Genomic DNA, 24,960 nt, shown 5'->3' with positions numbered 1-24,960 from the left:
ACGATACGGTCGAAGCTATGAATCCACGAGCCGACCTCACCGACTTCCTGCGATCACTGCCCGCCAGGCCGGCCCTGCTCGGCATCGGCGAGCCCACGCACGGCGTGGAGCAGTTTCCGCGCCTGCGTAACGACATCTTCCGGCATCTCGTCGAACGCGAGGGATACCGCTCGATCGCGTTGGAGAGCGACTGCCTGCTGGCGCTGACCGTCGACGACCACGTGGTCGAGGGCGAAGGCACGCTCGACGACGCGATGGACCGGGGTTTCAGCCACGGCATCGGTGCGTTCGCCGCCAATCGCGAGCTGGTCGCCTGGATGCACGACTACAACGCCGGCTGCGCCGATCCTGAAGACCGGCTTCGGTTCTACGGCTTCGACGCTCCGCTGGAGCTGCACAGCGCGGCCAGTCCCGGGCCTGCCCTCCTCGGGGCGCACGGCTACCTCGCCGGCCACCTCGGGTCCGGGCAGGTTCCGTACGACGCCGGCGAGATCCGCGACCTTGTCGGAGACGATGCCGTCTGGAGCAGCACCGAAGCGGTGCTCGACCACACCAAGTCCGTCGGCGGCTCCGAGGGAGCCGGCCGGCTGCGGATCATCGCCGACGACCTGATCGCCCAGCTGCTCATGCACGCGCCGCCGTTGATCGCCGCGACCAGCCGCACCGAATGGTGGCGCGCCAACCTCCACGCCCGTTCGGCCGCCGGACTGCTCCGCTACCACGCGGTGCTGGCGAGCCAGGGCATCGACCGGATCGAACGCGGATCGGCGGTGCGCGACCTGCAGATGGCCGACAACCTCGTCGCGATCCGGGAGTACGAAGCGCAGCGCGGGCCCACGCTGGTGTTCGCCCACAACGTCCATCTGCAGCTCAACCAGGCCACGATGCACATTCCGGAAGGCTGGCAGGAGCTCGCAGGCAGCACACTGCGGTGGTGGAACGCGGGCGCGCTCGCCGCCGCTCGGCTGGGGCGGCGGCAGTACGCCTTCCTGGCCACCGACTACGGCGAGCCGCCGCTGCTCGGCCTGCACACGTCCGCACAACTGGCCGCGCTGCCCGAGCTACGCAGCAACACCACCGACACCTACACGTACATCCCGTTCGAGCTCGAACGCCTCGACGGGCTCGACGGAATCATCTTCGCAGAACCGGTCAAGGACTCCTGAGCACGTCCTCGAGCACCGTCGGCCGGTTGGTCATGATCCCGTCGACACCCAGATCGATCAGGGAACGCATGGTGGCGGCGTCGTTGATCGTCCACACGTGCACGGCCAGGCCGTTGCGATGCGCGTCCCGTACGAAGTCAGGAGTCACCAGCCGCAGGCCGTTCTGCTCGATCGGCACCTGCAACGCATGCTGTCCAGGCAGTGGCACACCCGGCAGCGGGCCCAGCGAACTCGCCCAGAACAAGGCGATCTGGGCCAAGCCGGGTGCCGTGCTCACTTGCGGCGCGCTCAGCTTGAACCGCTCCACCGCGCCGTCGTTGAACGACGTCACGATCGTGTCGGTCGTACGGCCGAACTCCTCGAGCAGGTCCGCCAGCTGCTGCTCGTACGGGTGGGTCTCCGGCGCGGTCGCCTTGATCTCGATGTTGATCAGCGCGTCCGGGAACGTCGTGAGCACCTCGCGCAGCGTCGGGATCCGGAAGTCGTCCGGCGAGTATTCGGCCAGCTCCGGCGGGAGCGGCCGGGCGCCGGTGGCGAACCCGCGGTAGGAGTAGTCGCCCGCCGGCCGGTCGTGGCAGGTGCCGCAGCCGGGCACGAACCAGTACGCCGCGTCGGCGGCCTTGGCCTGCTGCAGGGTGAGACCGTCGACCCGGCCGGCGCCATCGGTCGTCCGATCGATCGTCGCGTCGTGGAGCACCACGAGCTGTCTGTCGGCGGTGGCGTGCACATCGAGCTCGAGCACGTCGGCGCCCTTGGCGATGGCGGTCTTGAACGCGAACGGCGTGTTGGACGGCGCCTCGATCTCGCCGCCCTGATGCGCGATGTTGAGCACGCGCCGGCCGAGCCACGGGTTGGAGGTCGCGGCCTGCGCAGGTGCGGCCAGTCCCGGAACCAGCACGGCCAGAACCACGCCGATCACAAGGAGAATGCGCTTCATGACTGGAAGCTAACACCGCGTCGTGACTTGTCAACCAATTGGCGGAGAACAACCTGCAGGCTGGTACACGGCCTAGCCGCGCTGGAGGATGGCGTGGGCGGCGTTGTGGCCGCCGATGCCGCTCACCCCACCGCCGCGGCGGGCGCCGCTGCCGCAGATCATGATGTTCGGCAGGTCGGTCTCGACGCCCCAGGTGCCGGCTTGTTCGTCGGTCTCGGCCCAGGGCCAGGCCAGGTCGCCGTGGAAGATGTGGCCGCCCGGCATGCCGACTTCGGCCTCGATCTCGAGCGGAGTTTTCGCTTCTACGCAAGGCTTTCCGTCGGCGTCGGTGGCCAGGCAGTCCTGGATCGGCTCGACGAGGTAGGCGTTCAGCGCGTTCAGGTAGCGATCAGCCAGGTCATCCGGCTTGCCACCCGCGAACAGTCGCGCCGGTGTGTGCAGGCCGAACAACGTCAGCGTGTGCCAGCCCTGCGCGACCAGCTCAGGCGCGAGGATGCTCGGGTCGGTCAGCGTGTGGCAGTAGATCTCCGCCGGTACACCACTCGGCAGCAGCCCGCCCAACGCATCGTCGTACGCAACCTGCAGTTGACGGTACGTCTCGTCGATGTGGAACGTGCCGGCGAAGGCCGCCCGCGGATCCGCGCCGGAGCGCAGGCGCGGCAGCCGGGTGAGCACCATGTTGATCTTGACCTGCGCGCCTTCGGGTACGACCGCGGGCGTGCGGCCCAGCAGCCGGTCGAGCACGGCCGGCGCCACGCCGGACGCGACGTACGCCGCGCCGGCCACCTGCTCGGTGCCCTCGGCGTCGACGTAACGGACCTCCGCCTGCCGCCCGTCCGGCTCGATCGACGTCACGGTCGCGTCGGTGACCAGTCGGACGCCGGCCGACCGCGCGGCCTCGATCAGCGCGCCCGTCACCGCGCCCATCCCGCCGACGGGCACCCGCCACTCGCCCGTACCGTTGCCGATCAGGTGGTACAGGAAGCAGCGGTTCTGCAGCAGCGACGGGTCGTGGGCGTGGGTGAACGTGCCGATCAGCCCGTCGGTCAGCACCACGCCGCGTACGGTGTCGTCGGCGAACGTCGACTCGATCACCTCGCCGAGCGGCCGCTCGACGAAGCGGTTCCAGCCCTCGCCGACCAGCGAGCGCAGCTGCCCGGCAGGCAGCAACGGCGAGGTCATCGTCCCGGCGACCTGCTTGGCCAGCGCGGCGAGCTCGCCGTAGAAGTCCTGCCACGCCGTGAACTCCGCGTCGGAGCCGGTGAGGGCGCGGAACGAGTCGCGGGTCGCCGCACCGGGCTCGCGCTCGACCAGCAGGCCGCGGTCGCCGGGGATCGGCGTGTACGACGCGACCGCGCGCGACTCCAGCCGCAGGTCGAGCCCCAGGTCGGCGACGATCTGGTCGGGGAGCAGGCTGACGAGGTAGGAGTAGCGCGACAACCGAGCGTCCACGCCCGGGAACACCGCGCCACTGATCGCCGCGCCGCCCAGGTGGTCCAGGCGTTCCAGGACGGCCACCGACCGGCCCGCCCGGGCCAGATAGGCCGCCGCGACCAGCCCGTTGTGCCCGCCACCGACCACCACGACGTCGAATCGTTCGCCCATGTCAGGCACTCTACGTGGCCCGGACCTGGGAATACCTCGTGCCGGATCTGGTTGTCGTGGGTATGGCGACGACCGAACTCACGGCTGAGAACTTTGATCAGACCGTACGCGACAACGACATCGTCCTGGTGGACTTCTGGGCCGAGTGGTGTGGGCCGTGCCGCCAGTTCGGACCAGTGTTCGAGCGGGCGTCGCAGGCCAATGACGACATCGTCTTCGGCAAGGTCGACACCGACGCCGAGCAGATGCTGGCCGGCCAGGCCGACATCCAGGCGATCCCGACGCTGATGGCGTTCCGTGACGGCATCCTGGTGTTCGCGCAGGCCGGCGCGCTGCCGCCGAAGGCGCTGGACGAGTTGATCGGTGCGGTCCGCGGCCTCGACATGGACGACGTACGCGCGCAGATCGAGGCTGAGGACGCCAAGGAGAAGGGCGAAAGCCCCGCCGAGGCCTGAGCCTCGCGGCTTGCGAGGATTGGCTCCGTGGCCAGATCGTCACGGATGCCCCAACTGCCCGACGGCACGCAGGTCGTGCTGCGCGAGGCAGCTCTCGACTCGACCGGCGAGACCGTGCAGAAGGGCGCGGTCGGCCGGGTGGCCGGCACTGATGAGGGCGGCCGGTACGTCGTGCGGCTCACCGACGGCCGCGAGGTCGCGGCGCGGCGGGAGCAGGTCTCGCTGCGCGCGGCGTATCAGTACGACCTGGCGATCGGCCGGGCCGCACCCTCCGGCGACGTGGCGGCGAAGCTCGTCCGCGAGCACACCATCTATGCGGCGGTTGTGGGCTCGCGTGCGTTCGGCCTGGCGACGTCGGAGTCCGACACCGACACGCGCGGGACGTACGTAGCGCCGACGGCTTCGTTCTGGTCGCTGGTCAAGCCTCCCGCGCACGTCGAAGGGCCCGAGCCCGAGTGGTTCTCGTGGGAGATCGAGCGGTTCTGCGAGCTGGCGCTGAAGGCGAACCCCAACCTGCTGGAGGTTCTGCACTCGCCGCTGGTCGTGCGGTGCACGCCGGTGGGCTCGGAGCTGCTGGCGCTGCGGCCGGCGTTCCTGTCGCAGCTGGCGTACCAGACGTACGGCGGGTATGTGCTCTCGCAGTTCAAGAAGCTGGAGGCGGACCTGCGGCAGCGTGGCGCGCCGAAGTGGAAGCACGTGATGCACTTGCTGCGGCTGCTGTTGTCCGCACGGGAGCTGCTGCGTACCGGAGCCTTGGCCGTCGAGGTGGGCGCCGAACGCGAACGCCTGCTGGCGATCCGGCACGGCGACGTCTCGTGGGACGAGGTTGAGGCCTGGCGCCTGCGGCTGCATCGCGAGCTCGACGACGCGCTGGAGCACTCGCCGCTGCCGGCGGTGCCCGACGTCGAGCGGGTGGACTCGTGGCTTCGGTCGGTGCGTTCCAGGAGTGCGTTGGGGGAGTTCTCATGACCGGAGCCGGCGAGGGCGACCGCGACATGACGGTGCTGGACATGGCCGAGCTGCGGGAGATCGTGGGTGAGCAGCCGTATCCGCTGTTGTTCGCAACGGTTTCCGGCGCACACCTGTACGGCTTCCCGTCCCGCGACTCCGACGTCGACCTGCGCGGCGCGCATCTGCTGCCCGCCCGCGAGGTGGTGGGTCTCCGGCTCGGGCCGGAGACGCTGGACCGGATGTGGAACCGGCAGGGCGCCGAGGTCGACCTCGTAACGCATGACGCGCGGAAGTTCTTCGGCATGCTGCTGCGGCGCAACGGCTACGTACTGGAGCAGCTGCTGTCGCCGCTGGTCGTGGTGACAAGCGCGGCGCATTCGGCGTTGGTCTCGCTGGCGCCTTCGCTGCTGACGCGGCATCACGCGCATCACTACCGGGGGTTCGCGCACACGCAGTGGGGGTTGTACGCGAAGACCGGCGAGATCAAGCCGTTGCTGTACACGTTCCGCGTCCTGCTGACCGGCATTTTCCTGATGCGTACGGGGGAGGTGCAGGCGCACCTGCCGACCACGCTGGCGGCGGTGCCGGAGGCGCCTTCGTACGTGGCGACCTTGATCGCCGCGAAGGCCGAGGGCGAGCACCGGCTGCTGGCCGACCTGCCGGACGTACCGTCGGGTCCTCAGCTCGAGTCGGACGTGGAGGCCCTGCACTCGGCGCTGTCCGCGGCGCAGGAGACGTCGAAGCTGCCGGAGTACCCCTCGGGCGCGGACGCCCTGCACGATCTGATGGTGAACCTGCGGCTGGCGGCACCCGGAGCCTAGGCTGGGCGTAGCTTGCCGGCCGGTTTCTCTTGGTTGGAACCCCTTTGCCACGGGGTATGCAGTGGCAGAGCCGAGGTGATGTACATGAGTACAGGCAGAATCGTCATGGTCTTCGCCGCGGTCCTGGCGGCCCTCGCCGTCGTCGCCGCGGCCATCATCGTCTCCAGCGCGCTGAGCAACGAACAGTCGACGAACAAGGGCGAGCTCCCCTTCGTCGCCGGCCTCGTCCTACCCGCCTCCGACTGACGCGGACAGTGACCTAGGCGTCGACCTGCCTCATCGCCCTGATCTTCGGGATCGTGGCGCAGGCAATTGCCGGCTGGACTTCGCGCCGACCGGGCCGGCAGTGCGGCGAGAAACGACTCGAGGCCCGCACTCTCGGCGAGCCTCGGCCCGGCTACCAGCGGAAACCGGGGAATCTTGGGGTGAGTGACGGGACTTGAACCCGCGGCCCCCTGGACCACAACCAGGTGCTCTACCAGCTGAGCTACACCCACCAAGAACGGCGTCTTACGCACCGCTGCCGCGACGAGCGCCGCGGCAGCGACAAGTGTAGCGGGTTCCCGCGCTAGTGCGCCGCCGCGGTAGGGCCTGCCGCGGAACCCCCGGTCGGCTCGCCGAGGATCTGTTCGGCGATGCCCTTCGCGGTCGCCGAATCCGGGCCGGGCTGGGGTACGAAGATCGCCGCGCGGTAGTAGCGGAGCTCGTCGATCGACTCGCGGATGTCGGCCAGGGCGCGGTGGTTGCCCGTCTTGGCCGGCGAGGCGAAGTAGACGCGGGGATACCAGCGCCTGACCAGCTCCTTCAGCGACGACACGTCGACGATCCGATAGTGCAGGTGCGACTCCAGGGCAGTCATGTCGCGCGCCAGGAAGGCCCGGTCGGTCGCCACCGTGTTGCCCGCCAGCGGCGCCTTCCCGGCCTCCGGCGCGTGCTGGCGTACGTAGGTCAGCACCTGCTCCTCGGCCTCGGCCAGCGAGACCCCGTCGGACAGTTCGGTCAGCAGGCCGGACGCGGTGTGCATCTCCCGAACGAGATCACCCATCTGGTCGAGTGCCTGTTGTGGCGGTTTCACCACCAGATCGATGCCTTCGCCGAGGACGTTCAGTTCGCCGTCGGTGACCAGGGCCGCGACCTCGATCAGCGCGTCAGCGCCGAGGTCGAGCCCAGTCATCTCGCAGTCGATCCACACCAGCCGGTCGTACATGGCCAACCACCCTATTTCGTCGCTACCCCGCTTGGCGACGGCCCCGGCGCACCCGGAGGTAGTCGGAGACCACGAAGTCGCCAAGCTGGTCGAGGTCGGGAGTGAACACCCGGCCGCCGTTGCGCCGCGCCACCGCGTCGACGAAGCGCGCCAACCCCTCGTCCTCGCCGAGCAGGAAGAAGTTGAGCGTCGCGCCGTACCTGGTCATCGCGTCGACCTCGTTGATCGTCGCACGCAACGTCTCGTGTGTCGTCGGCCAGTTGAAGAACGCGTCGCCGTCGGACAGCAGATGAGCCGTCGGCTCACCATCGGTCACGATCATGATCACCGGCTCGGCGTCCGGATGCCGGCGTACGTGCCGGCCGGCCAGCATCAGCGCGTGCTGCAGGTTCGTGCCCTGGATCCACTCCGGCTCGATCTCGGCCAGCTGGACGGGCGAGAGCCGCCGGGCGTGCCGGTCGAAGCCGATGATCTCCAGCGCGTCCTGCCGGAACCGCGTCGCGACCAGGTGCGAGAGCGCCAGCGCCGTCTGCTTCATCGGACCCCAGCGGCCTTCCTGGACCATGGAGTACGACAGGTCGACACACAGCGCCACCGCCGCCGACGTGCGCCGCTCGGTCTCCTTGATCTCGAAGTCGTCGACCTCGAGCCGCAGCGGCCGGACGTTGGACGAACGCAGCACGGCGTTGTGCACCGTGCGTACGGGATCCAGCGGCTGTTCGTCGCCGAACCGCCACTCGCGCGTCGTGCCGGTCGGCTCGTCGGCCGCACCTGTGCGGTGATCGTCGTGATCGCCGCGCCCGGTCTGCGACAGTTCGCGGAAGATCCGCCGCAGCGCCGTCTCGCCGAGCCGTCGCAGCGCCTTCGGCGTGAGCCGCAGCCCGTCGTGAGAACGCGAGACGTAGCCCTGTCGCTCCAGCTCTCGCTCGAGTTCGCGCAGTGCCCGCAGGTCCGTGCCGGCCTCACCGCCGAGCTGTCGCTCGAGCGTCTCGACGTCGACGTCGTCCAGCGACGCACCCGGATGTTCCTGCGCGAGCTGCTCGGCCAGCGCCTCCAGATCGGCGAGATCCGCCAGCGCCTCGACCGCCTCGCCGTACGGCAGGGGGTTCTCGCCGTGCATGTGGGACGGCGAGCTCCAGTCGAGGCCAGGCCGCAGCGCGCGCAGGTTGTCGCGCAGCGCGCCGAGCTGGGCCGACAGCGCGGGGTTGTTGCCGAACGCCTGCTGGATCAGGCCCGACAGCTCCTCCCGCTGTTGCGGCGTCATCGAACGCAGCATCCGCTCGGCCGCGGCCGCCCGGCGTGCCAGCGCGTCGATCAGCTCGTCGGTGTTACGGGGGTTCTCCGGGAAGAACTCGCCGTGCCGCTGCATGAACTCGTTGAACTTGTCGGTCGTGTCCTCGCCCCGCGCGTGCGCGGCCAGCAGCGCGTTGAGGTCCTGCAGCATGTCCTGCAGCGCCTGGCTGTCGGCCGGGTCCTGGTTGGACAGGGCGTCCTTCAGGCCGGAGAACTGCGAGTTGAGCACCTGGTCGCGCAGCATCTCCTTGATCTGGTCGTACGCCCGGCGCGCCTCGTCGGACCGCCATTGGTAGTCGGACAGCGCTCGGACGGCCCGCGCCACGTCGTCGGGGACGGTGGCCAGCTCCATCTCGGCCATCCGCGCGTCGTCGGACGGGTCGCTTGCCAGCGTGTCGCGCTCGGCGGCCATGGCCTGGTCGAGCAGGTGCCGGATCTGCGACAGCGTGCCGGTCAGGTCGCCGCGCCGGCGCGCCTCGGCCCGGCGGCGACGCACGTCCCTGAGCAGCTCGTCGAGGCCGCGCCGGCCGTCAGGCCCGCGGCGCAGCAACTCGCGGAGCGCCTCGCGGAGGCTGGAGCCGGACAGGACATCTCGGCCGAGCTCGTCGAGCGCCGACCTGATGTCGTACGGCGGGGCCAGCGGGTCGGGCCCGCCGGTCCATGGCTCGTAGCGGAATCGACCGGAGCTCATACGCCGTACACCGTCCGCCCGTTGACGTTCTCCTTGCCGAGCCGTCGTGCGAGATAGAGGCCTTCGAGGACGAACTCGACGGCCGCCGCGACCTCGCCACGCGTCGCCGCGTCTCCGAAGCCGAGCCGGTCGAGAACCTTGGCCAGACCGGGTACGGAGCCGAGTTGGCCGAGCAGTTCGTCGCCGGACACGAGCTCGCCGGTCTCGACGGTCGCGCCCTCGGCGAACCGGTCGGTGAAGCCGGACAGGTCGAGTCCGAGCAGCCGCTCGCGGTAGGTCTCGGCGATCGCGACACGCAGCAGGTGCTGGAAGATCTCCTGCTCGCGGCCTTCCTCGCCCATCTCGAACTCGACCTTGCCGTGCAGCGTCGGGAGCGCGCCGGGCAGGTCGCAGATGCGGGTGACGGGCTCGGTCTCGCCGGTCAGCGCTCCACGGCGCAGGGCGCTCGCGGCGGCGGTCTCGGCTGCGGTGATGCCGAAGCGGGCCGAGACGCCGGAACGCTGGTCGACCGACGACGACTCGCGCAGCCCGCGGGCGAACCGCGCGACGACCTCGGTGAGGTGCTCGGGCAGCGGCGCCGCCGGCCTGGCCTCCTGTGCGATCAGCGCGGCCTCTTCGACGACCTCGTGGGGGTAGTGAGTGCGAATCTCCGCGCCGAACCGGTCCTTCAACGGCGTGATGATCCGGCCTCGGTTGGTGTAGTCCTCGGGGTTGGCGCTCGCGACGAGCAGCAGGTCGAGCGGCAGCCGGAGGGCGTACCCGCGGATCTGGATGTCGCGCTCCTCCAAGACGTTGAACAGCGCGACCTGGATGCGTTCGGCCAGGTCAGGGAGCTCGTTGAGGCCGAAGATGCCGCGGTTGGTGCGGGGGACCAGGCCGTAGTGGACGGTCTCGGGGTCGCCGAGCGTGCGTCCCTCCGCGACCTTCACAGGGTCGATGTCGCCCACCAGGTCGCCGACGGAGGTGTCGGGTGTGGCGAGCTTCTCGCCGTACCGCTCGTCGCGGTGCTTCCAGGTGATCGGCAGGTCGTCGCCGGCTTCCGCGGCGAGTCGCTGGCAACGGGAACAAGTGGGGGCAAGCGGGTGGTCGTTGATCTCGCAGCCGGCGACGACGGGGGTCCATTCGTCCAGCAGGCCGGCCAGGGTGCGCATCAGGCGGGTCTTGCCCTGCCCGCGTTCACCGAGCAGTACGAGGTCGTGGCCGGCGAGCAAAGCACGTTCAAGCTGAGGTAACACGGTGTCGTCGAAGCCGACAATGCCGGGGAAAGCTGTCTTGCCATCAGCCAGGGCGGTCAGGAGATTGGCCCGGATCTCGGCCTTGACGGTGCGAGGGCTGTGGTTGGCGGAGTCAACAGAATCGGCGCGAAGCGCGCCAAGCGTAGTAGGTCGCGTCACCCCTCCGACCCTACGACGCCCTGCCCAATCGTTAGTCGGCTTAGAGCATGACCCGTCACGTTCCGGCCGCGTCGTCGTTGGCGTCCACCATCGCTTGGACGCGGTCGGCGAAGCGGCCGGTGAGCTCGGCGAGCGTCTTGCGGTCCTGCTCCGTCCAGCCGGCGAAGGCCTCGTCGAGGATGCGCCGGCGTCCCCTGTTGATCGCGGCGACGACCTGTCGCCCGGCGTCGGTGACCTCGGCGGTCTTGATCCGGCGGTCGTGGGCGGCGTCGGCGCGTCTGACCAGGCCCTCTTCTTCGAGGCGGGCCAACGTACGGCTGACCTTGGGATGGTTCTGCTCGGTCAGCTCCGCGAGCTCGAGGACTCCCATCGGGCCGCGGAGGTCGAGGTGGACGAGGTAGACGCACAGCTCCGGGTCGAGCGTCACGCCCGCACGATTCAGGATCAGCGCGATGAAGCGGGGCCGCGAGACCTGGCCAAGCATGCCGAGCCAGACGTCGTAGTAGTCCTCAGGCATATCCGTTCATTATGCACGGGTATAAATCCGTTCATTGTGAACGGAATTTCGACGCAGATCAACGCGGCCGTGCTGCACGGCCTCGGACAGGTGCCGCGGTACGAGTCGTTCCCGGCGCCGGAGGCCGGCGACGGCGAGGCGGTGGTGACGGTGAGTGCGGCCGCGCTGAAGCCGTCCGACCGCCTGATGGAGGCCGGTGCGCACTACGCGCCGACAGCGTTTCCGCAGGTCGTCGGCCTGGATGGAGTCGGCCGGCTGGCCGACGGCAGCCGGGTGGCGTTCTTCCTGCCGCGGCCGCCGTATGGCGGGATGGCCGAGCAGACCCTGGCCCGCGACGGCGCGTGGCTGCCCGTCCCGCCCGACGTCGACGACGTGACGGCGGCGGCCGTCCTGAATCCGGGCGGTGTCGCCTGGAAGACCGTTGTCTGGGAGGGCGAACTGGAGGCAGGCCAGTCGGTGCTCGTCCTGGGCGCGACCGGCACCTCGGGCCGGATCGCCGCCCAGCTCGCAGCGCGACAGGGGGCCCGGGTCGTTGTCGCTGGCAGGAACGCCCGAGTGCTGAACCATCTCGTCGCGCGCGGCGGGGGGCTGGCCGGCCTGCCGGCCCTCGCTCTCCGACGGGCGCCGATCGAGTTGATCGGCAGTGGCTTCCGCGGCCCGGCCGGCATCGAGGCAGCGACCGAAGGCTTCCACGGCGTCCTCGAACTGATCACGAACGGCGAACTGGAGCTCGACATCGAGCCGGTGCCGCTGGCTGACGTAGAGAAGGTGTGGCCCACGGCAACGGCCGATCGTCGCATCGTCTTCGTCCCATGAGGGACGGAGACGGACGAGGGCTACCGGTCGACCAGATAGGCCTTGCAGCCGAGCCGCTCGCCAATCTCGGTCAGGCGCTCGCCGAGGTTGCCCGTCCTGAGCTTCGGCAGCGAGCCGTTCAGCCGGTACTGCAGCAGGATGCCCTTCACCATCCACCGGTTCGTCTTGGCGATGTTGAAGACCTCGTGCCTGACCAGCGCGCCCTTCTCGTGCGGCTCCACGCTGGTCACGCCGCGATACCACCAGTGCCCCTCCTGGACGAGCCGGCGTTGTCCGTGGTCCATGGTCTGCTTTACGTACTCGTCGCCGCCGTCGTCCACGTAACCCTCGAACACGATGTCGGCGACCCGATCGACAGGTGCCTCGACCACGCCCTGCGTGGTCCACAGTAGTTCGTCCATTAGGATATTCCTATCCATCGTATATTTCGATGGATCGAAATATATGCCGGAGAGTGACAGATGCCAAGCGCGGACCGCGAACGGCTGCTGGCCGAGCTCGCCGACCTCGGACGCGACAACGCGGCACTCGGCCTGGCGATCCACCAGTCGATCGCGGAGAGCTTCGGGCTCGGGCCCACCGATCTGAAGTGCCTCGACCTGGCTCGTCACGAGGAGCACCTGACCGCAGGCCGGCTGGCCGAGCTGACCGGGCTGTCGACGTCCGCGATCACGGCAGCGATCGACCGGCTCGAACGCGGCGGCTTCATCGAGCGCCGCCGCGATCCGGCCGACCGGCGCAAGGTGATCGTGGCGCCCCGCCACGAGCGTGCGGCCGAGCTGGCGGCGGCATACGAGCCGGTGGCCGAGACGTTCGTCGGCGCGCTCGACGACTTCACCGATGCCGAGCTCGAGGTTCTCGTCCGCTACTCGCGACTGGTGAACGCCGGCGCCCGCGCGCTCACGCAGGGCCAACCGGGCCGATAGGAAGGAAGCAGGCAAGCCGATGTCGACCACCCGACTTCTCGTCCTGGGAGCCGTCAAGCTCGCTCAGCCGGTCCACGGTTACGACGTCCGCCGCGAGCTGCTCACCTGGGGCGTCGCGGACTGGGCCAACGTGCAGCCCGGCTCGATCTACCACCACCTCCGCACGCTCGAACGCGATCGGATGCTGGAGGTGGTCGCCGTCGACAGGGTGGGCGCCCGGCCGGCCCGCACCTCCTACCGCCTGACCGACGACGGCGACACCGCGTTCGGCGTGCTGCTTCGCGAGGCGTTCTGGAAGGTCACCGGCCGGCCCGCCGACCTGATGCGGCGCTGTCCTTCCTGCCGTATCTCAGCCGGGACGAAGCCATCGCGGCCCTGGAGAGCCGGATCAACCAGATCAACGACGCCATCCGGAGCATGGAGTTCTGGTCGCCCGAGATCTACAAGCCCGATCACGTCAGCGAGGTGTTCCGGCTGAGCGAGACGAGGCTGCGCGGCGAGGCCGACTGGGCGCGTGAGCTGATCGAACGCTTGCGGTCGGGTGCATACACTATGGCGGCGAACACTTGACTCAAAATAATCAAACTTGAATACCGGACCGCCATGAGAGGGGAGATCATGATCCAAGCCAGAGGTCTGAAGAAGACCTTCAAGAACCGCCGGGCCACGGTCGAGGCCGTGCGCGGCGTCGACCTCGACGTGACAGCCGGCGAGGTGGTCGGCTTCCTCGGCCCCAACGGTGCCGGCAAGACCACCACGTTGCGCATGCTGACCACGCTCCTGGAGCCGACCGCGGGCGACGCCACCGTCGCCGGCCACGACCTGCGGAAGGCCGCCAAGGACGTCCGGCGTTCGATCGGTTACGTGAGCCAGGCCGGCGGATCCGCGCCGGAAGCGGCCGTCGCCGAGGAGGTGGTGTTCCACGCCCGCTCCTACGGCCTGTCGCGCGCCGACGCCCAGTCGCGCGTGACGGAGCTGCTGCCCCGGCTCGACCTCGACGGGCTGGAGAAGCGGCTGATCAAGACACTGTCGGGTGGCCAGAAGCGCCGGCTCGACATCGCGATGGGCCTGGTCCACTCGCCCGAGCTGATCTTCCTGGACGAGCCGACGACCGGCCTCGACCCGCAGAGCCGGGCCAACATGTGGGACCACATCCGCAAGCTTCGGGACGAGCACGGCACGACCGTGTTCCTCACCACGCACTACCTCGACGAGGCCGACGCGCTGTGCGACCGGATCTTCGTCATCGACGCGGGCGAGATCGTCGCCTCGGGCACGGCCGACGAGCTGAAGCAGCAGGTCTCCGGCGACCTGGTGCAGGTGGTCGTCGAGTCCCGGGAGGCCGCCAGCACCGAGTCCGACATCGACAAGACCCGCGCGATCGCCGCAGCTCAGGCCGGTGCCACCGAAGTGTCGGTGGACGGCGCTACGGTGAGCCTCCGCGTGCCTGAAGGCAACAAGGCTGTGCTCGCCATGCTGCGCGAAGTCGACGCGGCCGGCATCGTCCTCACCTCCATGCAGGTGAGCCGCCCAACACTGGACGACGTGTTTCTCAAGCTCACCGGGCACGGCCTGCGTGACGAGTCTGCTGGGATCTGAGGGGAGAACTGACCGTGCTTCGCGACACCATCCTGGTCTTCAACCGGGCCATGAGGCTCAGCCTGCGCAACCCCGCGTGGGTGATCATCGGGCTGATGCAGCCGATCCTCTACCTCGTCATGTTCGGCCCGCTGCTCGAGCCGCTTGGCAACATGCCGGGCTTCCCGTCCGGCAGCGCGTTCCAGGTGTTCGTGCCGGGGATCCTGGTGCAGCTCGGGCTGTTCGGCGCCGCGTTCGTCGGCTTCGGCATCATCGCCGAGTGGCGTAGCGGCGTGATCGAGCGGATGCGGGTCACACCGATGAGCCGCACGGCACTTCTGCTTGGCAGGGTCCTGCGCGATGCTGTAGTCCTCGTCGTACAGGCCGTTATCCTGGTCCTGACCGCGGTCGTCTTCTTCGACCTCCGCGCTCCGCTGGACGGCGTCCTGCTCGGGCTCGTGCTGGTTGGCGTGCTCGGCATCACGATGGCGTCGATCTCCTACGGCGTGGCGCTGTCGTTGAAGAGTGAGGACGCGTTCGCACCCCTGCTCAACTCGGTGATGATGCCGGTGATGCTGTTGTCCGGGATCATGCTGCCGATGTCGCTCGGACCGGACTGGCTCTACAACCTGTCCCGGATCAACCCGATGTCCTACGTCGTGGATGGTGCCCGGGCGGCCTTCCGGGGCGACTTCGGCGCGCAGGCGTTCACCGTCGGCGCGATCGTCTCGGTGGTGCTCGCCGCCCTGGGCGTGGGGCTCGGCGGACGCATCTTCCGGCGAGAAAACGCGTAAGAACTGCTTACGGCGGTGCAGAACACGGCAAGATAGGGAGAGGAATCAAATGACGGAGCGTAGTCGCCACTAGACAGAACGTGAGCAGCGGGAGGATGATGAGCGGTATGGTTCCGGCCGGGGGAACCCACAGGTAGGCGGCTTTGGGCCCATGAACGAACAGATCTCAGAGCAGCTACAGCAGCACGGCCTGATGAATCCTCGTCCGGCCGAGCTGACCGATGTCACCGCGCTCCTCATCCGGGCACAGTCCGGACAGGCTCGCCAGGTGCTGACCGAGCTGGAGATGCTGCTCCGCCAAGCGGCGGACCAGCACGCTCACGAACACGCCCAGTGGCTGCGCTTCGTACGATTCGCGGCGTTGCACGATCTTCGGCAGTGGAGTGAGGCGGGCCGCGTAGCGCAGGAGATGATCCGGCTCGCCGAGCCTTACGACGACCGGATCTGGGAAGCCCTCGGGCACGCGCTACGCGGCACCGCGTTGCTGATGCAGAGCCAGTTCGAGTCGGCCTACGACGAGCTGGCGCGGTCGGTCGTCCTGCTGGAGGAGCTCGACGAGCCGAGCTACGTCGCCGGCCACACGATCAACGCGGCGGCGATCGCGCTGGTCCGGCTCGACCTCTACGAGCTCGCCACGGCCTGGCTCGAACGCATGCACGCGATCGCCGAGGGCCTGTGCGACGCGATGCTGAAGACGTTGTACGCCTACAACTCCGGCTGGCTGCACCTGCTGTGGGCGTCGGAGCTGGAGCTGATCGGCGAGCCGGAGGCCGCGCAGGACCACTACCGCCAGACACTGATCGCGTTCGACACCGCGCCGGCCGGCCTCGACACGATCCGCGAGTCGGCCTGGCCGAGCGAGGTCATCGTGCAGACCTGCGCGGCGCGCGCGATGCTCGGCGAGGGCACGACGCTGCTGGAGGAGTTGCGTAAGCATCTGGAGACGGTGGCGCCCACGCAGCGAGACGAGGCGACGCTGATCGGGCACCTCGCGATGTCGCGGGCCTACTCCAACGACGGGCATGCCGTCGAGGCCTTGGCGGAGGCGCAGGCGGCCTGCGGCTTCGCCGACGCGCTGCCGCGGCTCGAGGTGATCTCGGCGCGGGCCTACGCCGAATACGCCGCGCTGCTGCGCGAGCGCGACGGCATGTCGGAGCCGGCTGTCGCCTACGCCCAGCTCACCGCGCGCCTGCTGCGCGACCGCTGGGACGAGCGGCGGGCGCGGGTGGTGGCGTTCGAGGAACGGCTGGCCCACGAACGCATCCGCGACGAGCTCCGCCGGCGGGCGGCCGCCTATCTGACCGACACACTGACCGGGCTCGGCAACCGCCGGCTGATCGAGATCCGCCTGCCGGAGATGCTGGTCGAGGCCGCGGCGATCACCAAGCCGCTGGTCGTGGCGTTCGTCGACATCGACGACTTCAAGAGCGTCAACGACGAGATCTCCCACCTCGCCGGCGACGACCTGCTGCGCGAGCTGGCCCAGGAGATGCGCGCGGTGGTGTCGGAGGACGACGTGATCGCCCGCTTCGGCGGCGAGGAGTTCGTGATCGTCCTGCCCGGCCGCGACAGCGACCAGGGCTTCGGCGAGATGGACCAGCTACGCGCGCGGGTCGAGCAGCGTTCGTGGCGCTGCCTGCCCCCAGGTCGCCGGATCAGCATCACGATCGGGCTCGCGCAGTCGTGGCCGGGCGCGTCCCGCACCCAGATGCTCGCCGCGGCCGACGAGGCACTGCTGTCGGCCAAACGCGCCGGAAAGAACCAGGTCGAGATCCGCGCCTACCCGCTGACCACCGACTGACCCGCTGACGCACAGCTCTGCTGGAGCGCGCTGTCGTAGATCCGCGGCCTGGCCGCTGCACTCGGCCGGCGGGGCGCTCTCGCTACCGCTGGTCACCGGCCGGGTCGGTTCCTGCCTGCTGGTAGCTCTTGAGCTGGATCGCGTTCAGCACCTTGGTCGGGCTCTGGCCGAGCGCCGAGATCGCCCGCTGCACCGCCTTCGGCAGGCGCGAGAAGACGCGGGCGAGTTGCACGGTCGCGAAGATCTCGGCGCTGTTGCCCGGGATGATCGTGCCCATCGTGCTGGGTGCGATCTGCCGCGTACGGACGACCAGTTCGCGCATCTCCCGTTCGTAGGCCGCGAACGCGCGCACGTGGTCACCGCCGGCCGCCGCGAGCTCGCCGGCCAGGATGTACGCGCCGACCGCGGCCACGCTGCTGCCACCACCGACCGCCGGTGCCGGTGAATAGCCGGCGTCGCCGACGAGGGTGACGCGACCCCGCGACCAGCTGTCCATCACGACCTGGCTGATCGAGTCGAAGTAGAAGTCGCTCGCGTCGTCCAGGTGGCTCAGGATGCCGAGGATCTCCCAGCCTTCGTCGGCGAACCTCTCGCGCAGGGCCTTCTTCTGCGCGTCGACGTCGCGATGGTCGATGTCGAACGGTTCCTTGCGCCGGAAGAAGAAGCCGGCGCGGCCCTCGCCGGTCTGCCAGACCGCGGTGACGCCGGCCAGCTTGCCCTTGGCGATGTACGCGCGCAGTTCGTTGTCGACGTTCAGGTAGTTGGGCATGGAGAAGATGCCGAGGTAGCCACCGATATAACGCAGGAACTGCTTCTCGTCGCCGAACGCCAGCCTGCGGACGTTCGAGTGCAGCCCGTCGGCGCCGATCACCAGGTCGAACCGCCGCGCCGGCCCGGAGTCGAACTCGACGTCGATGCCGTCGGCGTCCTCGTGCAGCGCCTTGATCGAGTCGCCGAGGATGTACTCCACGTCGTCCTTGGTCGCGTCGTACAGGATCCTGGCGAGCTCGCCGCGCAGCAGCTCGATGTGCCGTTCGGACAGGCCGGCGCTCAGCCGGTCGCCGTCGACCCGGACCTCGCGCTTGCCCGGCCTGATCAGGACGATCCAGCGGTTCCGCGTGCGGGCCGCCTCCACCTCGGGCAGGACGCCCATCCGCTCGGCGATGTCGACCGCCGGGCCGAACAGGTCGATGGCATGCCCGCCGAGCCCGATACGAACGACTTCCGTGCGCTCGACGACGACCGGGCGGAAGCCGTACCTGCGCAGCCAGTACGCGACGATCGGGCCGGCGATGCTCGCGCCCGAGATCAGGACATCCACGAGGCCTCCTTTGTTTACTTACCGGAAAGTAAGCATAGACTCTTGTGGTGCCCCGATCCAGATCCGGCGAGACGAAAGCGCGGATTCTCGCCGTCGCCCTCGAGTTGTTCGGCGAGCAGGGGGTGCAGCAGACGAGCCTGCAGCAGATCGCTGACCGGCTCGGCATGACCAAGCCCGCGCTGTACTACCACTTCGACTCGCGCGAGGACCTGATCCGCAGCCTGTTCGAGCCGATGGTCGAGCAGATGGAGGCGTTCCTGGTCGCGCAGGAGGCCGCCGCGGGCGAAGCCACGCCGCGGGCGTTGCTCGAGGGCTACTTCGACCTGATGTACCGGTATCGCCGGTTCAACGAGCTGATCCTGCGCGAGCTGATGATGCTGGCCCACCTGGATCTGGTCGCGCGAGTGACCGACTGGCGGCTGCGGATCATGGCGATGCTGGTCGGACCGGAACCCACCCTGGACCAGCGGGCCCGCGCCATCGTCGCGATCGGCGGGCTGGCCGACTGCACCGTGGTCTTCGCCGACGCGCCTGCCGACGAGCTGCGGCAGGCCGCTGTCGGAGCAGCCTGCTCAGCACTCGGCGTCTGACGGTTTTCGCTGCTACGCTCGCTGGCGTAATGCGCGCGAGTTGCGCGCAATGCGCACAGACGGAGGGGCTCATGACCGTTCAGCTGTACGTCCTCGACGGAGGGCGGATCGACATCCTCGACTGGTCGATCTACGACCCGGCCGCGCCGGCGGGCACCCGGCGTACGATCGCGGATCCCGTGTTCCTGGTCGTCCACCCGCGCGGGAGCCTGGTCTGGGACACCGGGCTGGGCGACGAGCTCGCCGGGCGCGAGGAGCCGCTTCTCGTGGAAGACCACGCGTTGTTCCAGGTGACCGAGACGGTCGGCGACCAGCTGGCGGCGGCCGGGCTTCCGGCAGCCGGCGTCGGCTATCTGGCGTTGTCGCACTTCCATCCCGACCACACCGGAAACCTCGGGCTGTTCACCGGGGCGACGCTGCTGGTCCAGCACGACGAGTACGACGCGGCGAAGCGGGCCGGCGCGCTCGGCCCGCTCGCGAACCGGCCGGTCGTCCATCTGGACGGTGACCACGACGTGTTCGGCGACGGCTCAGTGGTGATCAAGCGGCTTCCCGGCCACACGATCGGACACCAGGCGCTGCTCGTGCACCTCGAGCAGACGGGAGCAGTCCTGCTGTCGGGCGACGTCACACACTCGACGGCCAACTGGCAGACCGGTGCGATCCCGAAGCACAACCATGATGTGGCGGAGTCCGAGAACAGCCTTGCGCAGGCTCGGGGGATCCTCGAGCGGCATCGCGCGGCCCTGTGGATCCAGCATGATCTCGATCAGTACCTGGGCCTGCGCAAGGTTCCGGAGCACTACACCTGATGCCCGCGGACCAGCAGCCCACACCTGCCCAGCGCCGATCGAGCGTGCAGTCGGTGGAACGCGCCCTGGACATCCTCGACGTGCTCCGCGATGCGCCCGGCCCGATGAGCGTGCTGGAGATCGCGAAGGTCACCGGCCTGGACCGGACCGTCGTCCATCGGCAGCTGCGCACGCTCGCGCAGCGCGGTATGACCGTCGAGGAGGGCGGGTCGTTCCGGCTCGGGCCGGCGAGCGTCCTGCTGGCCAGCCGGTACGTCGACAACCTGCAGGTCCGCCGGCTGGCGCTGCCGCACCTGCTCGAGCTCGACGAGCGCGTGATCCGGGATCGGCCCTGGACGGCGACGCTCTCGATCCCGGTCGGTGCCGTCACGGTTGTGGTCGAGCGGATCTGGACCCGCTCGGTCCCGCTCGGTCTCGTACTCGACGTCGGCGACACCCATCCGATCGACCGGGGGGCGGCCGGGCGCTGCCTGCTGGCCTATCAACCAGAACACCCGCCGGCGCCGGCCGAGCTGATGGAGCGGATCCGCGCGGCGGGCGGCGTCGCGTTGTCGCAGGGTGAGGCGAGCCCTGGCGTGTACGCGGTGGCGGCGGCCATCCGATCCCGGCAGGGCCACCCGGTCGCGGCGATCGCGGTCTCGGGCGCGGACTTGGGTGAGGAGCTCGCGTACGACTCCGGGCTCGCGCTCGAGCTGCGTCGCGCCGCCCATGCGATCGGCCAGGGGCTGACGTAGCGGAAGTCAGAGCTCGTACAGCGCCTTCAGCGCCGACTTGATCTTCTCCAGCGTCGCGCCGGTGAGCATGCCGACCAGCTCGCCTTCGTCGTACCGGAACATCGCCGGCTGGTACTGCGAGTAGACGAAGACCCAGCCCTCCATCGGATCCAGCTCGGACAGCCGCTGTACGAAGATCGACTCCGGCGGCTCCTCGGCCAGCGTCGTCACGATCCGCGCGGCTACGGGCGGTCCGATGAGCGGCCGCGCCTCGTCAGAGCTGATCAGTGCGACGTGCTGATCTCCCCGTAGGCCTTCCAGCCGCCAGACTTCGCCCCGTCTCACGGCGCCTCCGGGCGGCCCTTCAACGACTCGTCCAGTCGTGCCTGGGCCTCTCGCTCGGTCTCGGCTGCCCAGTCCGCGTGCAACTCGCGGACCTCACGATGCTGGGCAGCCCACGCACCGAGCCGGGAAGCGTCCGAACGGATCGCCTCGCGGCGTACAGCGCTTTCCAGCCAATCGGCCAAGGACGTTCCGGCAAGCCTGGCCTCGCGCTCGGCCATCTCGTAGACGTCTGACGCAACAGTGAGGTGAAGCTCTCGCGTCGCCATATCAGGAGAGTAGTGCATCGAGCGCTCTGCGGATCCGCTTCTCCGAGACCGGTTGCGGCGTGCCCAGCGTCTGCGCGAACAAGCTGATCCGCAGCTCCTCCAGCATCCAGCGGACCTGCCGCAGCTCGTCCGGCAGGGGTACGCCAGGGGGCAGTGCCGCCACCGCGTCGGCGTAGAGGTCGTCGAGGTCGCGGATCCGGCCGGTGCGTTCGAGGTCGCGGTGCGGCTCGTCGGGCAGCTTGTCCAGCCGGCGTTCGATTCCGCGTAGATAACGCCGCAGGTCGGTCAGCCGCTGCCAGCCCGCCTCGGTGACGAAGCCCGCGTGCACCAGGCCGGCCAGCTGCTCCTCCAGATCGGAACGGACCGGCGCGAGCGCGTAGCTCGTCAGCCCCGCGATCCGCAGTTCGGCACTGTGCGCAGAGGTGAGGATCGCCGCGACCTTCGCGACCGTCTCCAGCGTCAGGTCGTGCAGGTCGGAACGTACCCGGACGGCCAGCGCGTCGAAGCCCGCGCGATCCCAGGCCGGACCTCCGGCGTCGGCGATGACCTTGTCGACGACGCACGAGAGGCAGTCGTCGAACAGCGCGGTCGCGCTGCCGTGCGGTGCGCGGCTCAGCGCCAGCTTCTCCTCGGTCCTGAGATGGCTGAGGACGTACTTGTTGACCGACGGCGCCCCGAGCAACAGCAACCGCCGGGTGCCCGTCCACATCGCGCGTCGCTGCTCGGCCTCCGTCTCGAGGACGCGGATCGCGACGCTCGTACGTTCGTCGACCAGCGCGGGATAGCCGACGATGCGCTGCCCGTTGCGCTGCTCCTCGACGGACTTCGGCAGCGCGCCGAAGCTCCACTCGCGCAGGCCGGTCTGCTCGATGCCCTTGGCCGCCTTGGAGAGCGACTCTCGTAGCCGGCCGGTGAGCTGCCGCTTGAGCGCGGCGAGGTCCTTGCCCTCGGCCAGCGTCCGCTTGCCGTCGAGTACGCGGAACGTGATCCGCAGGTGCGCCGGAATCTTGTCGAGGTCCCAGGCGTCGCGTGGGATCTGGACGCCGGTGAGCCGCAGCAGCTCACGCCCGATCGCCTCGAGCATCGAGCCCTCGCCCGGAACGACGTTCTCCAGAACGGATCTGGCGTAGTTGGGCGCGGGCACGAAGTTACGCCGCAGTGACTTCGGCAGCGAACGGATCAGCTCGGTGACGAGCTCCTCCCTTCGGCCGGGGACCTGCCACTGGAAGTCCTCCTCCGACACCTGGTTGAGCACGGCCAGCGGTACGTCCACCGTCACGCCGTCGACGGAGGTGCCCGGCTCGAAGGCGTACGACAGCGGCATCGTGAGGTGGTCCTGCTGCCAGTCGTCGGGGAAGTCCTGCTCGCTGACGTCGGCGGCGGAGTCGTTGACCAGCATGGACTTCTCGAAGTTGAGCAGGTCGGGCTGCTCGCGTCTGGCCTGCTTCCACCAGGTGTCGAAGTGCCTGGCCGACACGACCTCGGCGCCGACCCGTTCGTCGTAGAACTCGAACAGCGTCTGGTCGTCGACCTTGATGTCGCGGCGGCGGACGCGGTTCTCGAGGTCCTCGACGTCCTCCAGCAGCCGGAGGTTGTCTGCGAAGAAGTGGTGGCGCGTCTCCCACTCGCCCTGGACGAGCGCGTGCCGGATGAACAGCTCGCGGGACATCTCCTGGTCGATCCGGCCGTAGTTGACCCTGCGCTGAGCGACGATCGGCACGCCGTAGAGCGTGACCCGCTCGTACGCCAGGACGGCCTCCTGCTTCTTCGACCAGTGCGGCTCGCTGTAGGTGCGCTTAACCAGGTGCTCGGCGAGCGGCTCGACCCACTCCGGCTCGATCCGCGCGACGATCCGCGCCCACAGCCGGGTGGTCTCGACCAGCTCGCCGGCCATCACCCACAGGGGGTTCTTCTTGAACAGGCCGGAGCCCGGGAAGATGGCGAACTTCGCGCCCCGGGCGCCTTGGTACTCGAACGAGTCGCTCTCCTTCAGGCCGATGTGGGAGAGCAGGCCGGACAGCAGCGCGGTGTTGATGTGCTGCGGCTGGCCGGGCGTGGAGTTGAGCGTGATGCCGAGCTGCTTGGTGAGCTGGCGCAACTGAGACTCGACGTCCTGCCACTCGCGGACGCGGAGGTAGTTGAGGTATTCGTTGCGGCAGAGCTTGCGGAACTGGTTGGAGGAGAGGGCTTTCTGCTGCTCCTGCAGGTAGTTCCAGAGGTTGAGGTAGGCGGAGAAGTCGGAGTCCTTGTCGGTGAAGCGCGCGTGCTTCTGGTCGGCCTGCTGTTGCTTGTCGGCCGGGCGTTCGCGCGGATCCTGGATCGCGAGCGCGGACGCGATCACCATGACCTCGCGTACGCAGCCGTTCTTGTCGGCTTCGAGGACCATGCGCGCGAGCCGCGGGTCGAGAGGGAGCTGAGCGAGCTTGCGGCCGATCGGTGTCAAGGTGCGGCTGGCGTCGGTCGTCTTCCCCGGCACAGCCGCGTCGAACGCGCCGATCTCCTGCAGCAGCTCGACGCCGGCCTTGACGTTGCGCTTGTCCGGCGGATCGACGAACGGGAACGCGTCGACGTCGCCAAGTCCGAGCGTCGTCATCTGCAGGATGACCGAGGCCAGGTTGGTGCGCAGGATCTCCGGCTCGGTGAACTCCGGGCGGCCCTCGAAGTCCTCCTCGGAGTAGAGCCGGATGCAGATGCCGTCGGACGTACGGCCGCAGCGGCCCTTGCGCTGGTTGGCCGATGCCTGTGAGATCGGCTCGATCGGCAGGCGCTGCACCTTCAGGCGGCTGCTGTAGCGCGAGATCCGTGCGGTGCCGGGATCGACGACGTACTTGATGCCCGGGACGGTCAGCGACGTCTCGGCGACGTTGGTCGCGAGCACGATCCGGCGGCCGGCGTGCGGCTGGAACACCCGGTGCTGCTCGGCCGCGGACAGTCTGGCGTAGAGCGGGAGCACCTCGGTGTTACGGAGGTTCTGCTTGCCGAGCGCGTCGGCGGTGTCGCGGATCTCGCGCTCGCCGCTGAGGAAGACCAGGACGTCGCCGGCCGGCTCGAGGGCGAGCTCGTCGACGGCGTCGCAGATCGCCTGGATCTGGTCGCGGTCCTCGTCGGCGGCCTCCTCCGCCCTTTGCTCTTGAAGGGGCCGGTAGCGCACCTCGACGGGATACGTCCGGCCCGACACCTCGATGATCGGCGCGTTGTCGAAGTGCTCGGCGAACCGCTCGGGGTCGATCGTCGCGGAGGTGATGATGAGCTTGAGGTCCGGCCGGCGGGGCAGCAGTTGCTTGACGTAGCCGAGGATGAAGTCGATGTTGAGGCTGCGCTCGTGCGCCTCGTCGATGATCAGCGTGTCGTACTGCCAGAGCATCCGGTCGTTCTGCAGCTCGGCGAGCAGGATGCCGTCGGTCATCACCTTGACGAGCGTGTTGTCGCTGGCCTTGTCGGTGAACCGCACCTTGTAGCCGACCGCCTCGCCGAGCGGCGTCTTCAGCTCCTCGGCGATCCGCTCCGAGACCGTCCGCGCGGCGATCCTGCGCGGCTGGGTGTGGCCGATCGAGCCGGTGATGCCACGGCCGAGCTCGAGGCAGATCTTCGGCAGCTGCGTGGTCTTGCCGGAGCCCGTCTCGCCGGCGATGATCACGACCTGGTGGTCGCGGATCGCCGCGGCGATGTCGTCCTTGTGCTGGGCGACGGGGAGCTCTGGGGGATAGGTGACGGCTGGGGCGTTGGCCCGCCGCTGCGCGACCCTCCGTTCGGCCGCGTCGACGTCCTTGGCCAGCTGCTCGATCGCCTTGGCGGCCTTCTCGGTGCCGGACTTTCGCACCCCGTCCAACCGTCGCGAAAGCCGCCGCCGGTCCCGCAACATGAGGTCGGGCAGCCGCCGGCGCAACCCGCCGATCGAAGGGGGAGCTGAGGTATGCATACGGCCTACAAGCCTATGCGTCGGCGCCAAGCCGACGCCTCC

General features: G+C 69.1%; 25 protein-coding genes and 1 tRNA gene. 14 read left to right on the top strand and 12 right to left on the bottom strand.

Going from position 1 to position 24,960, the window contains the following annotated elements:
• The first annotated feature begins 17 nt into the window (after nucleotides 1-17).
• Nucleotides 18-1,166, top strand: coding sequence for an erythromycin esterase family protein (locus tag ACYVF6_RS29105; RefSeq protein WP_460525794.1), 1,149 nt, complete (start codon nucleotides 18-20; stop codon nucleotides 1,164-1,166).
• Here the strand turns inward: ACYVF6_RS29105 and ACYVF6_RS29100 are convergent.
• A complete protein-coding gene (locus ACYVF6_RS29100) occupies nucleotides 1,153-2,103 on the bottom strand; it encodes a glycerophosphodiester phosphodiesterase (RefSeq protein WP_460525793.1) in 951 nt (316 codons plus the stop codon). The genes ACYVF6_RS29105 and ACYVF6_RS29100 overlap by 14 nt on opposite strands.
• Nucleotides 2,104-2,175: 72 nt before the next feature.
• Nucleotides 2,176-3,708, bottom strand: coding sequence for a phytoene desaturase family protein (locus ACYVF6_RS29095; protein ID WP_460525792.1), 1,533 nt, complete (start codon nucleotides 3,706-3,708; stop codon nucleotides 2,176-2,178).
• Nucleotides 3,709-3,770: 62 nt separating this feature from the next.
• On the opposite strand from ACYVF6_RS29095, the gene trxA reads away from it, so the two are divergent.
• The 4 genes from trxA (at nucleotide 3,771) to ACYVF6_RS29075 (ending at nucleotide 6,181) form a co-directional block, all read left to right on the top strand.
• On the top strand, nucleotides 3,771-4,163 hold the full coding sequence (gene trxA / locus ACYVF6_RS29090) for a thioredoxin (RefSeq protein WP_460526584.1): 393 nt from the start codon (nucleotides 3,771-3,773) through the stop codon (nucleotides 4,161-4,163).
• A 27-nt stretch (nucleotides 4,164-4,190) separates the two neighbouring features.
• Complete coding sequence (locus ACYVF6_RS29085; protein WP_460525790.1) at nucleotides 4,191-5,132, top strand: nucleotidyltransferase domain-containing protein; 942 nt, start codon at nucleotides 4,191-4,193, stop codon at nucleotides 5,130-5,132.
• The gene (locus ACYVF6_RS29080) at nucleotides 5,129-5,935 is read left to right on the top strand and encodes a nucleotidyltransferase domain-containing protein (RefSeq protein WP_460525789.1); all 807 of its coding nucleotides are present in this window, start codon (nucleotides 5,129-5,131) and stop codon (nucleotides 5,933-5,935) included. Before ACYVF6_RS29085 ends, ACYVF6_RS29080 begins: the two co-directional genes overlap by 4 nt.
• 84 nt (nucleotides 5,936-6,019) lie before the next feature.
• The gene (locus tag ACYVF6_RS29075) at nucleotides 6,020-6,181 is read left to right on the top strand and encodes a hypothetical protein (RefSeq protein WP_460525788.1); all 162 of its coding nucleotides are present in this window, start codon (nucleotides 6,020-6,022) and stop codon (nucleotides 6,179-6,181) included.
• 175 nt (nucleotides 6,182-6,356) lie between these two features.
• Here ACYVF6_RS29075 and ACYVF6_RS29070 read toward each other — a convergent pair.
• The 5 genes from ACYVF6_RS29070 to ACYVF6_RS29050 all read right to left on the bottom strand — a co-directional run bounded on the left by ACYVF6_RS29070 (nucleotide 6,357) and on the right by ACYVF6_RS29050 (nucleotide 11,037).
• A tRNA-His gene (locus ACYVF6_RS29070) sits at nucleotides 6,357-6,432 on the bottom strand.
• A 71-nt stretch (nucleotides 6,433-6,503) separates the two neighbouring features.
• On the bottom strand, nucleotides 6,504-7,142 hold the full coding sequence (gene orn, locus ACYVF6_RS29065) for an oligoribonuclease (protein WP_460525787.1): 639 nt from the start codon (nucleotides 7,140-7,142) through the stop codon (nucleotides 6,504-6,506).
• A gap of 22 nt (nucleotides 7,143-7,164) precedes the next feature.
• Nucleotides 7,165-9,126 carry a vWA domain-containing protein gene (locus ACYVF6_RS29060; RefSeq protein ID WP_460525786.1) on the bottom strand — a complete coding sequence of 654 codons (1,962 nt, stop codon included), beginning with the start codon at nucleotides 9,124-9,126 and terminating at the stop codon, nucleotides 7,165-7,167.
• Nucleotides 9,123-10,520 carry a magnesium chelatase gene (locus ACYVF6_RS29055; RefSeq protein ID WP_460525785.1) on the bottom strand — a complete coding sequence of 466 codons (1,398 nt, stop codon included), beginning with the start codon at nucleotides 10,518-10,520 and terminating at the stop codon, nucleotides 9,123-9,125. Before ACYVF6_RS29055 ends, ACYVF6_RS29060 begins: the two co-directional genes overlap by 4 nt.
• Before the next feature lie 55 nt (nucleotides 10,521-10,575).
• The gene (locus ACYVF6_RS29050; protein WP_460525784.1) at nucleotides 10,576-11,037 is read right to left on the bottom strand and encodes a MarR family winged helix-turn-helix transcriptional regulator; all 462 of its coding nucleotides are present in this window, start codon (nucleotides 11,035-11,037) and stop codon (nucleotides 10,576-10,578) included.
• Between the two features lie 36 nt (nucleotides 11,038-11,073).
• Between ACYVF6_RS29050 and ACYVF6_RS29045 the strand changes: the two genes are divergently transcribed.
• A complete protein-coding gene (locus tag ACYVF6_RS29045) occupies nucleotides 11,074-11,853 on the top strand; it encodes a hypothetical protein (protein ID WP_460525783.1) in 780 nt (259 codons plus the stop codon).
• Nucleotides 11,854-11,873: 20 nt separating this feature from the next.
• Here ACYVF6_RS29045 and ACYVF6_RS29040 read toward each other — a convergent pair whose 3' ends face one another.
• The gene (locus ACYVF6_RS29040) at nucleotides 11,874-12,254 is read right to left on the bottom strand and encodes a hypothetical protein (protein WP_460525782.1); all 381 of its coding nucleotides are present in this window, start codon (nucleotides 12,252-12,254) and stop codon (nucleotides 11,874-11,876) included.
• Nucleotides 12,255-12,314: 60 nt separating this feature from the next.
• Between ACYVF6_RS29040 and ACYVF6_RS29035 the strand changes: the two genes are divergently transcribed.
• From ACYVF6_RS29035 to ACYVF6_RS29015, 5 genes are all read left to right on the top strand, one after another.
• Entirely contained in the window at nucleotides 12,315-12,779 is a 465-nt protein-coding gene (locus ACYVF6_RS29035) for a MarR family winged helix-turn-helix transcriptional regulator (RefSeq protein ID WP_460525781.1), read from the top strand.
• Between the two features lie 19 nt (nucleotides 12,780-12,798).
• On the top strand, nucleotides 12,799-13,257 hold the full coding sequence (locus ACYVF6_RS29030) for a PadR family transcriptional regulator (protein ID WP_460525780.1): 459 nt from the start codon (nucleotides 12,799-12,801) through the stop codon (nucleotides 13,255-13,257).
• A gap of 140 nt (nucleotides 13,258-13,397) precedes the next feature.
• A complete protein-coding gene (locus tag ACYVF6_RS29025) occupies nucleotides 13,398-14,378 on the top strand; it encodes a DrrA family ABC transporter ATP-binding protein (RefSeq protein WP_460525779.1) in 981 nt (326 codons plus the stop codon).
• Between the two features lie 14 nt (nucleotides 14,379-14,392).
• Nucleotides 14,393-15,151: an ABC transporter permease gene (locus ACYVF6_RS29020; RefSeq protein ID WP_460525778.1), complete on the top strand. Its 759-nt coding sequence runs from the start codon at nucleotides 14,393-14,395 to the stop codon at nucleotides 15,149-15,151.
• Between the two features lie 151 nt (nucleotides 15,152-15,302).
• Complete coding sequence (locus tag ACYVF6_RS29015; RefSeq protein WP_460525777.1) at nucleotides 15,303-16,952, top strand: GGDEF domain-containing protein; 1,650 nt, start codon at nucleotides 15,303-15,305, stop codon at nucleotides 16,950-16,952.
• A gap of 82 nt (nucleotides 16,953-17,034) precedes the next feature.
• On the opposite strand, the gene ACYVF6_RS29010 is transcribed toward ACYVF6_RS29015, so the two are convergent.
• Nucleotides 17,035-18,273, bottom strand: a complete 1,239-nt coding sequence (locus ACYVF6_RS29010) for a Rossmann-fold NAD(P)-binding domain-containing protein (RefSeq protein ID WP_460525776.1) — start codon at nucleotides 18,271-18,273, stop codon at nucleotides 17,035-17,037.
• 47 nt (nucleotides 18,274-18,320) lie between these two features.
• Here ACYVF6_RS29010 and ACYVF6_RS29005 point away from each other — a divergent pair, with 47 nt between their 5' ends.
• The 3 genes from ACYVF6_RS29005 (at nucleotide 18,321) to ACYVF6_RS28995 (ending at nucleotide 20,409) form a co-directional block, all read left to right on the top strand.
• Nucleotides 18,321-18,863 (top strand): TetR/AcrR family transcriptional regulator, encoded by a 543-nt coding sequence (locus ACYVF6_RS29005; RefSeq protein ID WP_460525775.1) that lies wholly within the window; start codon nucleotides 18,321-18,323, stop codon nucleotides 18,861-18,863.
• Between the two features lie 71 nt (nucleotides 18,864-18,934).
• Nucleotides 18,935-19,675 carry an N-acyl homoserine lactonase family protein gene (locus ACYVF6_RS29000; protein ID WP_460525774.1) on the top strand — a complete coding sequence of 247 codons (741 nt, stop codon included), beginning with the start codon at nucleotides 18,935-18,937 and terminating at the stop codon, nucleotides 19,673-19,675.
• Between the two features lie 53 nt (nucleotides 19,676-19,728).
• A complete protein-coding gene (locus ACYVF6_RS28995) occupies nucleotides 19,729-20,409 on the top strand; it encodes an IclR family transcriptional regulator (protein ID WP_460525773.1) in 681 nt (226 codons plus the stop codon).
• A gap of 6 nt (nucleotides 20,410-20,415) precedes the next feature.
• Here the strand turns inward: ACYVF6_RS28995 and ACYVF6_RS28990 are convergent, their stop codons facing one another.
• The 3 genes from ACYVF6_RS28990 to hrpA are packed head-to-tail and all read right to left on the bottom strand — an operon-like array spanning nucleotide 20,416 to nucleotide 24,918.
• Complete coding sequence (locus ACYVF6_RS28990) at nucleotides 20,416-20,733, bottom strand: hypothetical protein (protein WP_460525772.1); 318 nt, start codon at nucleotides 20,731-20,733, stop codon at nucleotides 20,416-20,418.
• The gene (locus ACYVF6_RS28985) at nucleotides 20,730-20,999 is read right to left on the bottom strand and encodes a hypothetical protein (protein WP_460525771.1); all 270 of its coding nucleotides are present in this window, start codon (nucleotides 20,997-20,999) and stop codon (nucleotides 20,730-20,732) included. The genes ACYVF6_RS28990 and ACYVF6_RS28985 overlap by 4 nt, the downstream gene beginning before the upstream one ends.
• 1 nt (nucleotide 21,000) lies before the next feature.
• Complete coding sequence (hrpA, locus tag ACYVF6_RS28980; RefSeq protein WP_460525770.1) at nucleotides 21,001-24,918, bottom strand: ATP-dependent RNA helicase; 3,918 nt, start codon at nucleotides 24,916-24,918, stop codon at nucleotides 21,001-21,003.
• Nucleotides 24,919-24,960 lie beyond the last annotated feature (42 nt).

The organism is Flindersiella endophytica, assembly GCF_054779015.1.
The sequence above is the reverse complement of the archived record's forward strand: the minus strand, read 5'-3'. Positions and strand labels throughout refer to the sequence as shown.

What these genes read in the sequence shown, in the direction of transcription:
- ACYVF6_RS29040 (WP_460525782.1), bottom strand. Translation starts at nt 12,254, where the DNA reads ATGGACGAACTACTGTGGACCACGCAGGGCGTGGTCGAGGCACCTGTC.
- ACYVF6_RS29105 (WP_460525794.1), top strand. Translation starts at nt 18, where the DNA reads ATGAATCCACGAGCCGACCTCACCGACTTCCTGCGATCACTGCCCGCC.
- hrpA (WP_460525770.1), bottom strand. Translation starts at nt 24,918, where the DNA reads ATGCATACCTCAGCTCCCCCTTCGATCGGCGGGTTGCGCCGGCGGCTG.
- ACYVF6_RS29095 (WP_460525792.1), bottom strand. Translation starts at nt 3,708, where the DNA reads ATGGGCGAACGATTCGACGTCGTGGTGGTCGGTGGCGGGCACAACGGG.
- ACYVF6_RS29100 (WP_460525793.1), bottom strand. Translation starts at nt 2,103, where the DNA reads ATGAAGCGCATTCTCCTTGTGATCGGCGTGGTTCTGGCCGTGCTGGTT.
- ACYVF6_RS29075 (WP_460525788.1), top strand. Translation starts at nt 6,020, where the DNA reads ATGAGTACAGGCAGAATCGTCATGGTCTTCGCCGCGGTCCTGGCGGCC.
- ACYVF6_RS29080 (WP_460525789.1), top strand. Translation starts at nt 5,129, where the DNA reads ATGACCGGAGCCGGCGAGGGCGACCGCGACATGACGGTGCTGGACATG.
- ACYVF6_RS29000 (WP_460525774.1), top strand. Translation starts at nt 18,935, where the DNA reads ATGACCGTTCAGCTGTACGTCCTCGACGGAGGGCGGATCGACATCCTC.
- ACYVF6_RS29015 (WP_460525777.1), top strand. Translation starts at nt 15,303, where the DNA reads ATGAACGAACAGATCTCAGAGCAGCTACAGCAGCACGGCCTGATGAAT.
- ACYVF6_RS29025 (WP_460525779.1), top strand. Translation starts at nt 13,398, where the DNA reads ATGATCCAAGCCAGAGGTCTGAAGAAGACCTTCAAGAACCGCCGGGCC.
- ACYVF6_RS29060 (WP_460525786.1), bottom strand. Translation starts at nt 9,126, where the DNA reads ATGAGCTCCGGTCGATTCCGCTACGAGCCATGGACCGGCGGGCCCGAC.
- trxA (WP_460526584.1), top strand. Translation starts at nt 3,771, where the DNA reads ATGGCGACGACCGAACTCACGGCTGAGAACTTTGATCAGACCGTACGC.
- ACYVF6_RS29035 (WP_460525781.1), top strand. Translation starts at nt 12,315, where the DNA reads ATGCCAAGCGCGGACCGCGAACGGCTGCTGGCCGAGCTCGCCGACCTC.
- ACYVF6_RS29030 (WP_460525780.1), top strand. Translation starts at nt 12,799, where the DNA reads ATGTCGACCACCCGACTTCTCGTCCTGGGAGCCGTCAAGCTCGCTCAG.
- ACYVF6_RS28985 (WP_460525771.1), bottom strand. Translation starts at nt 20,999, where the DNA reads ATGGCGACGCGAGAGCTTCACCTCACTGTTGCGTCAGACGTCTACGAG.
- orn (WP_460525787.1), bottom strand. Translation starts at nt 7,142, where the DNA reads ATGTACGACCGGCTGGTGTGGATCGACTGCGAGATGACTGGGCTCGAC.
- ACYVF6_RS29050 (WP_460525784.1), bottom strand. Translation starts at nt 11,037, where the DNA reads ATGCCTGAGGACTACTACGACGTCTGGCTCGGCATGCTTGGCCAGGTC.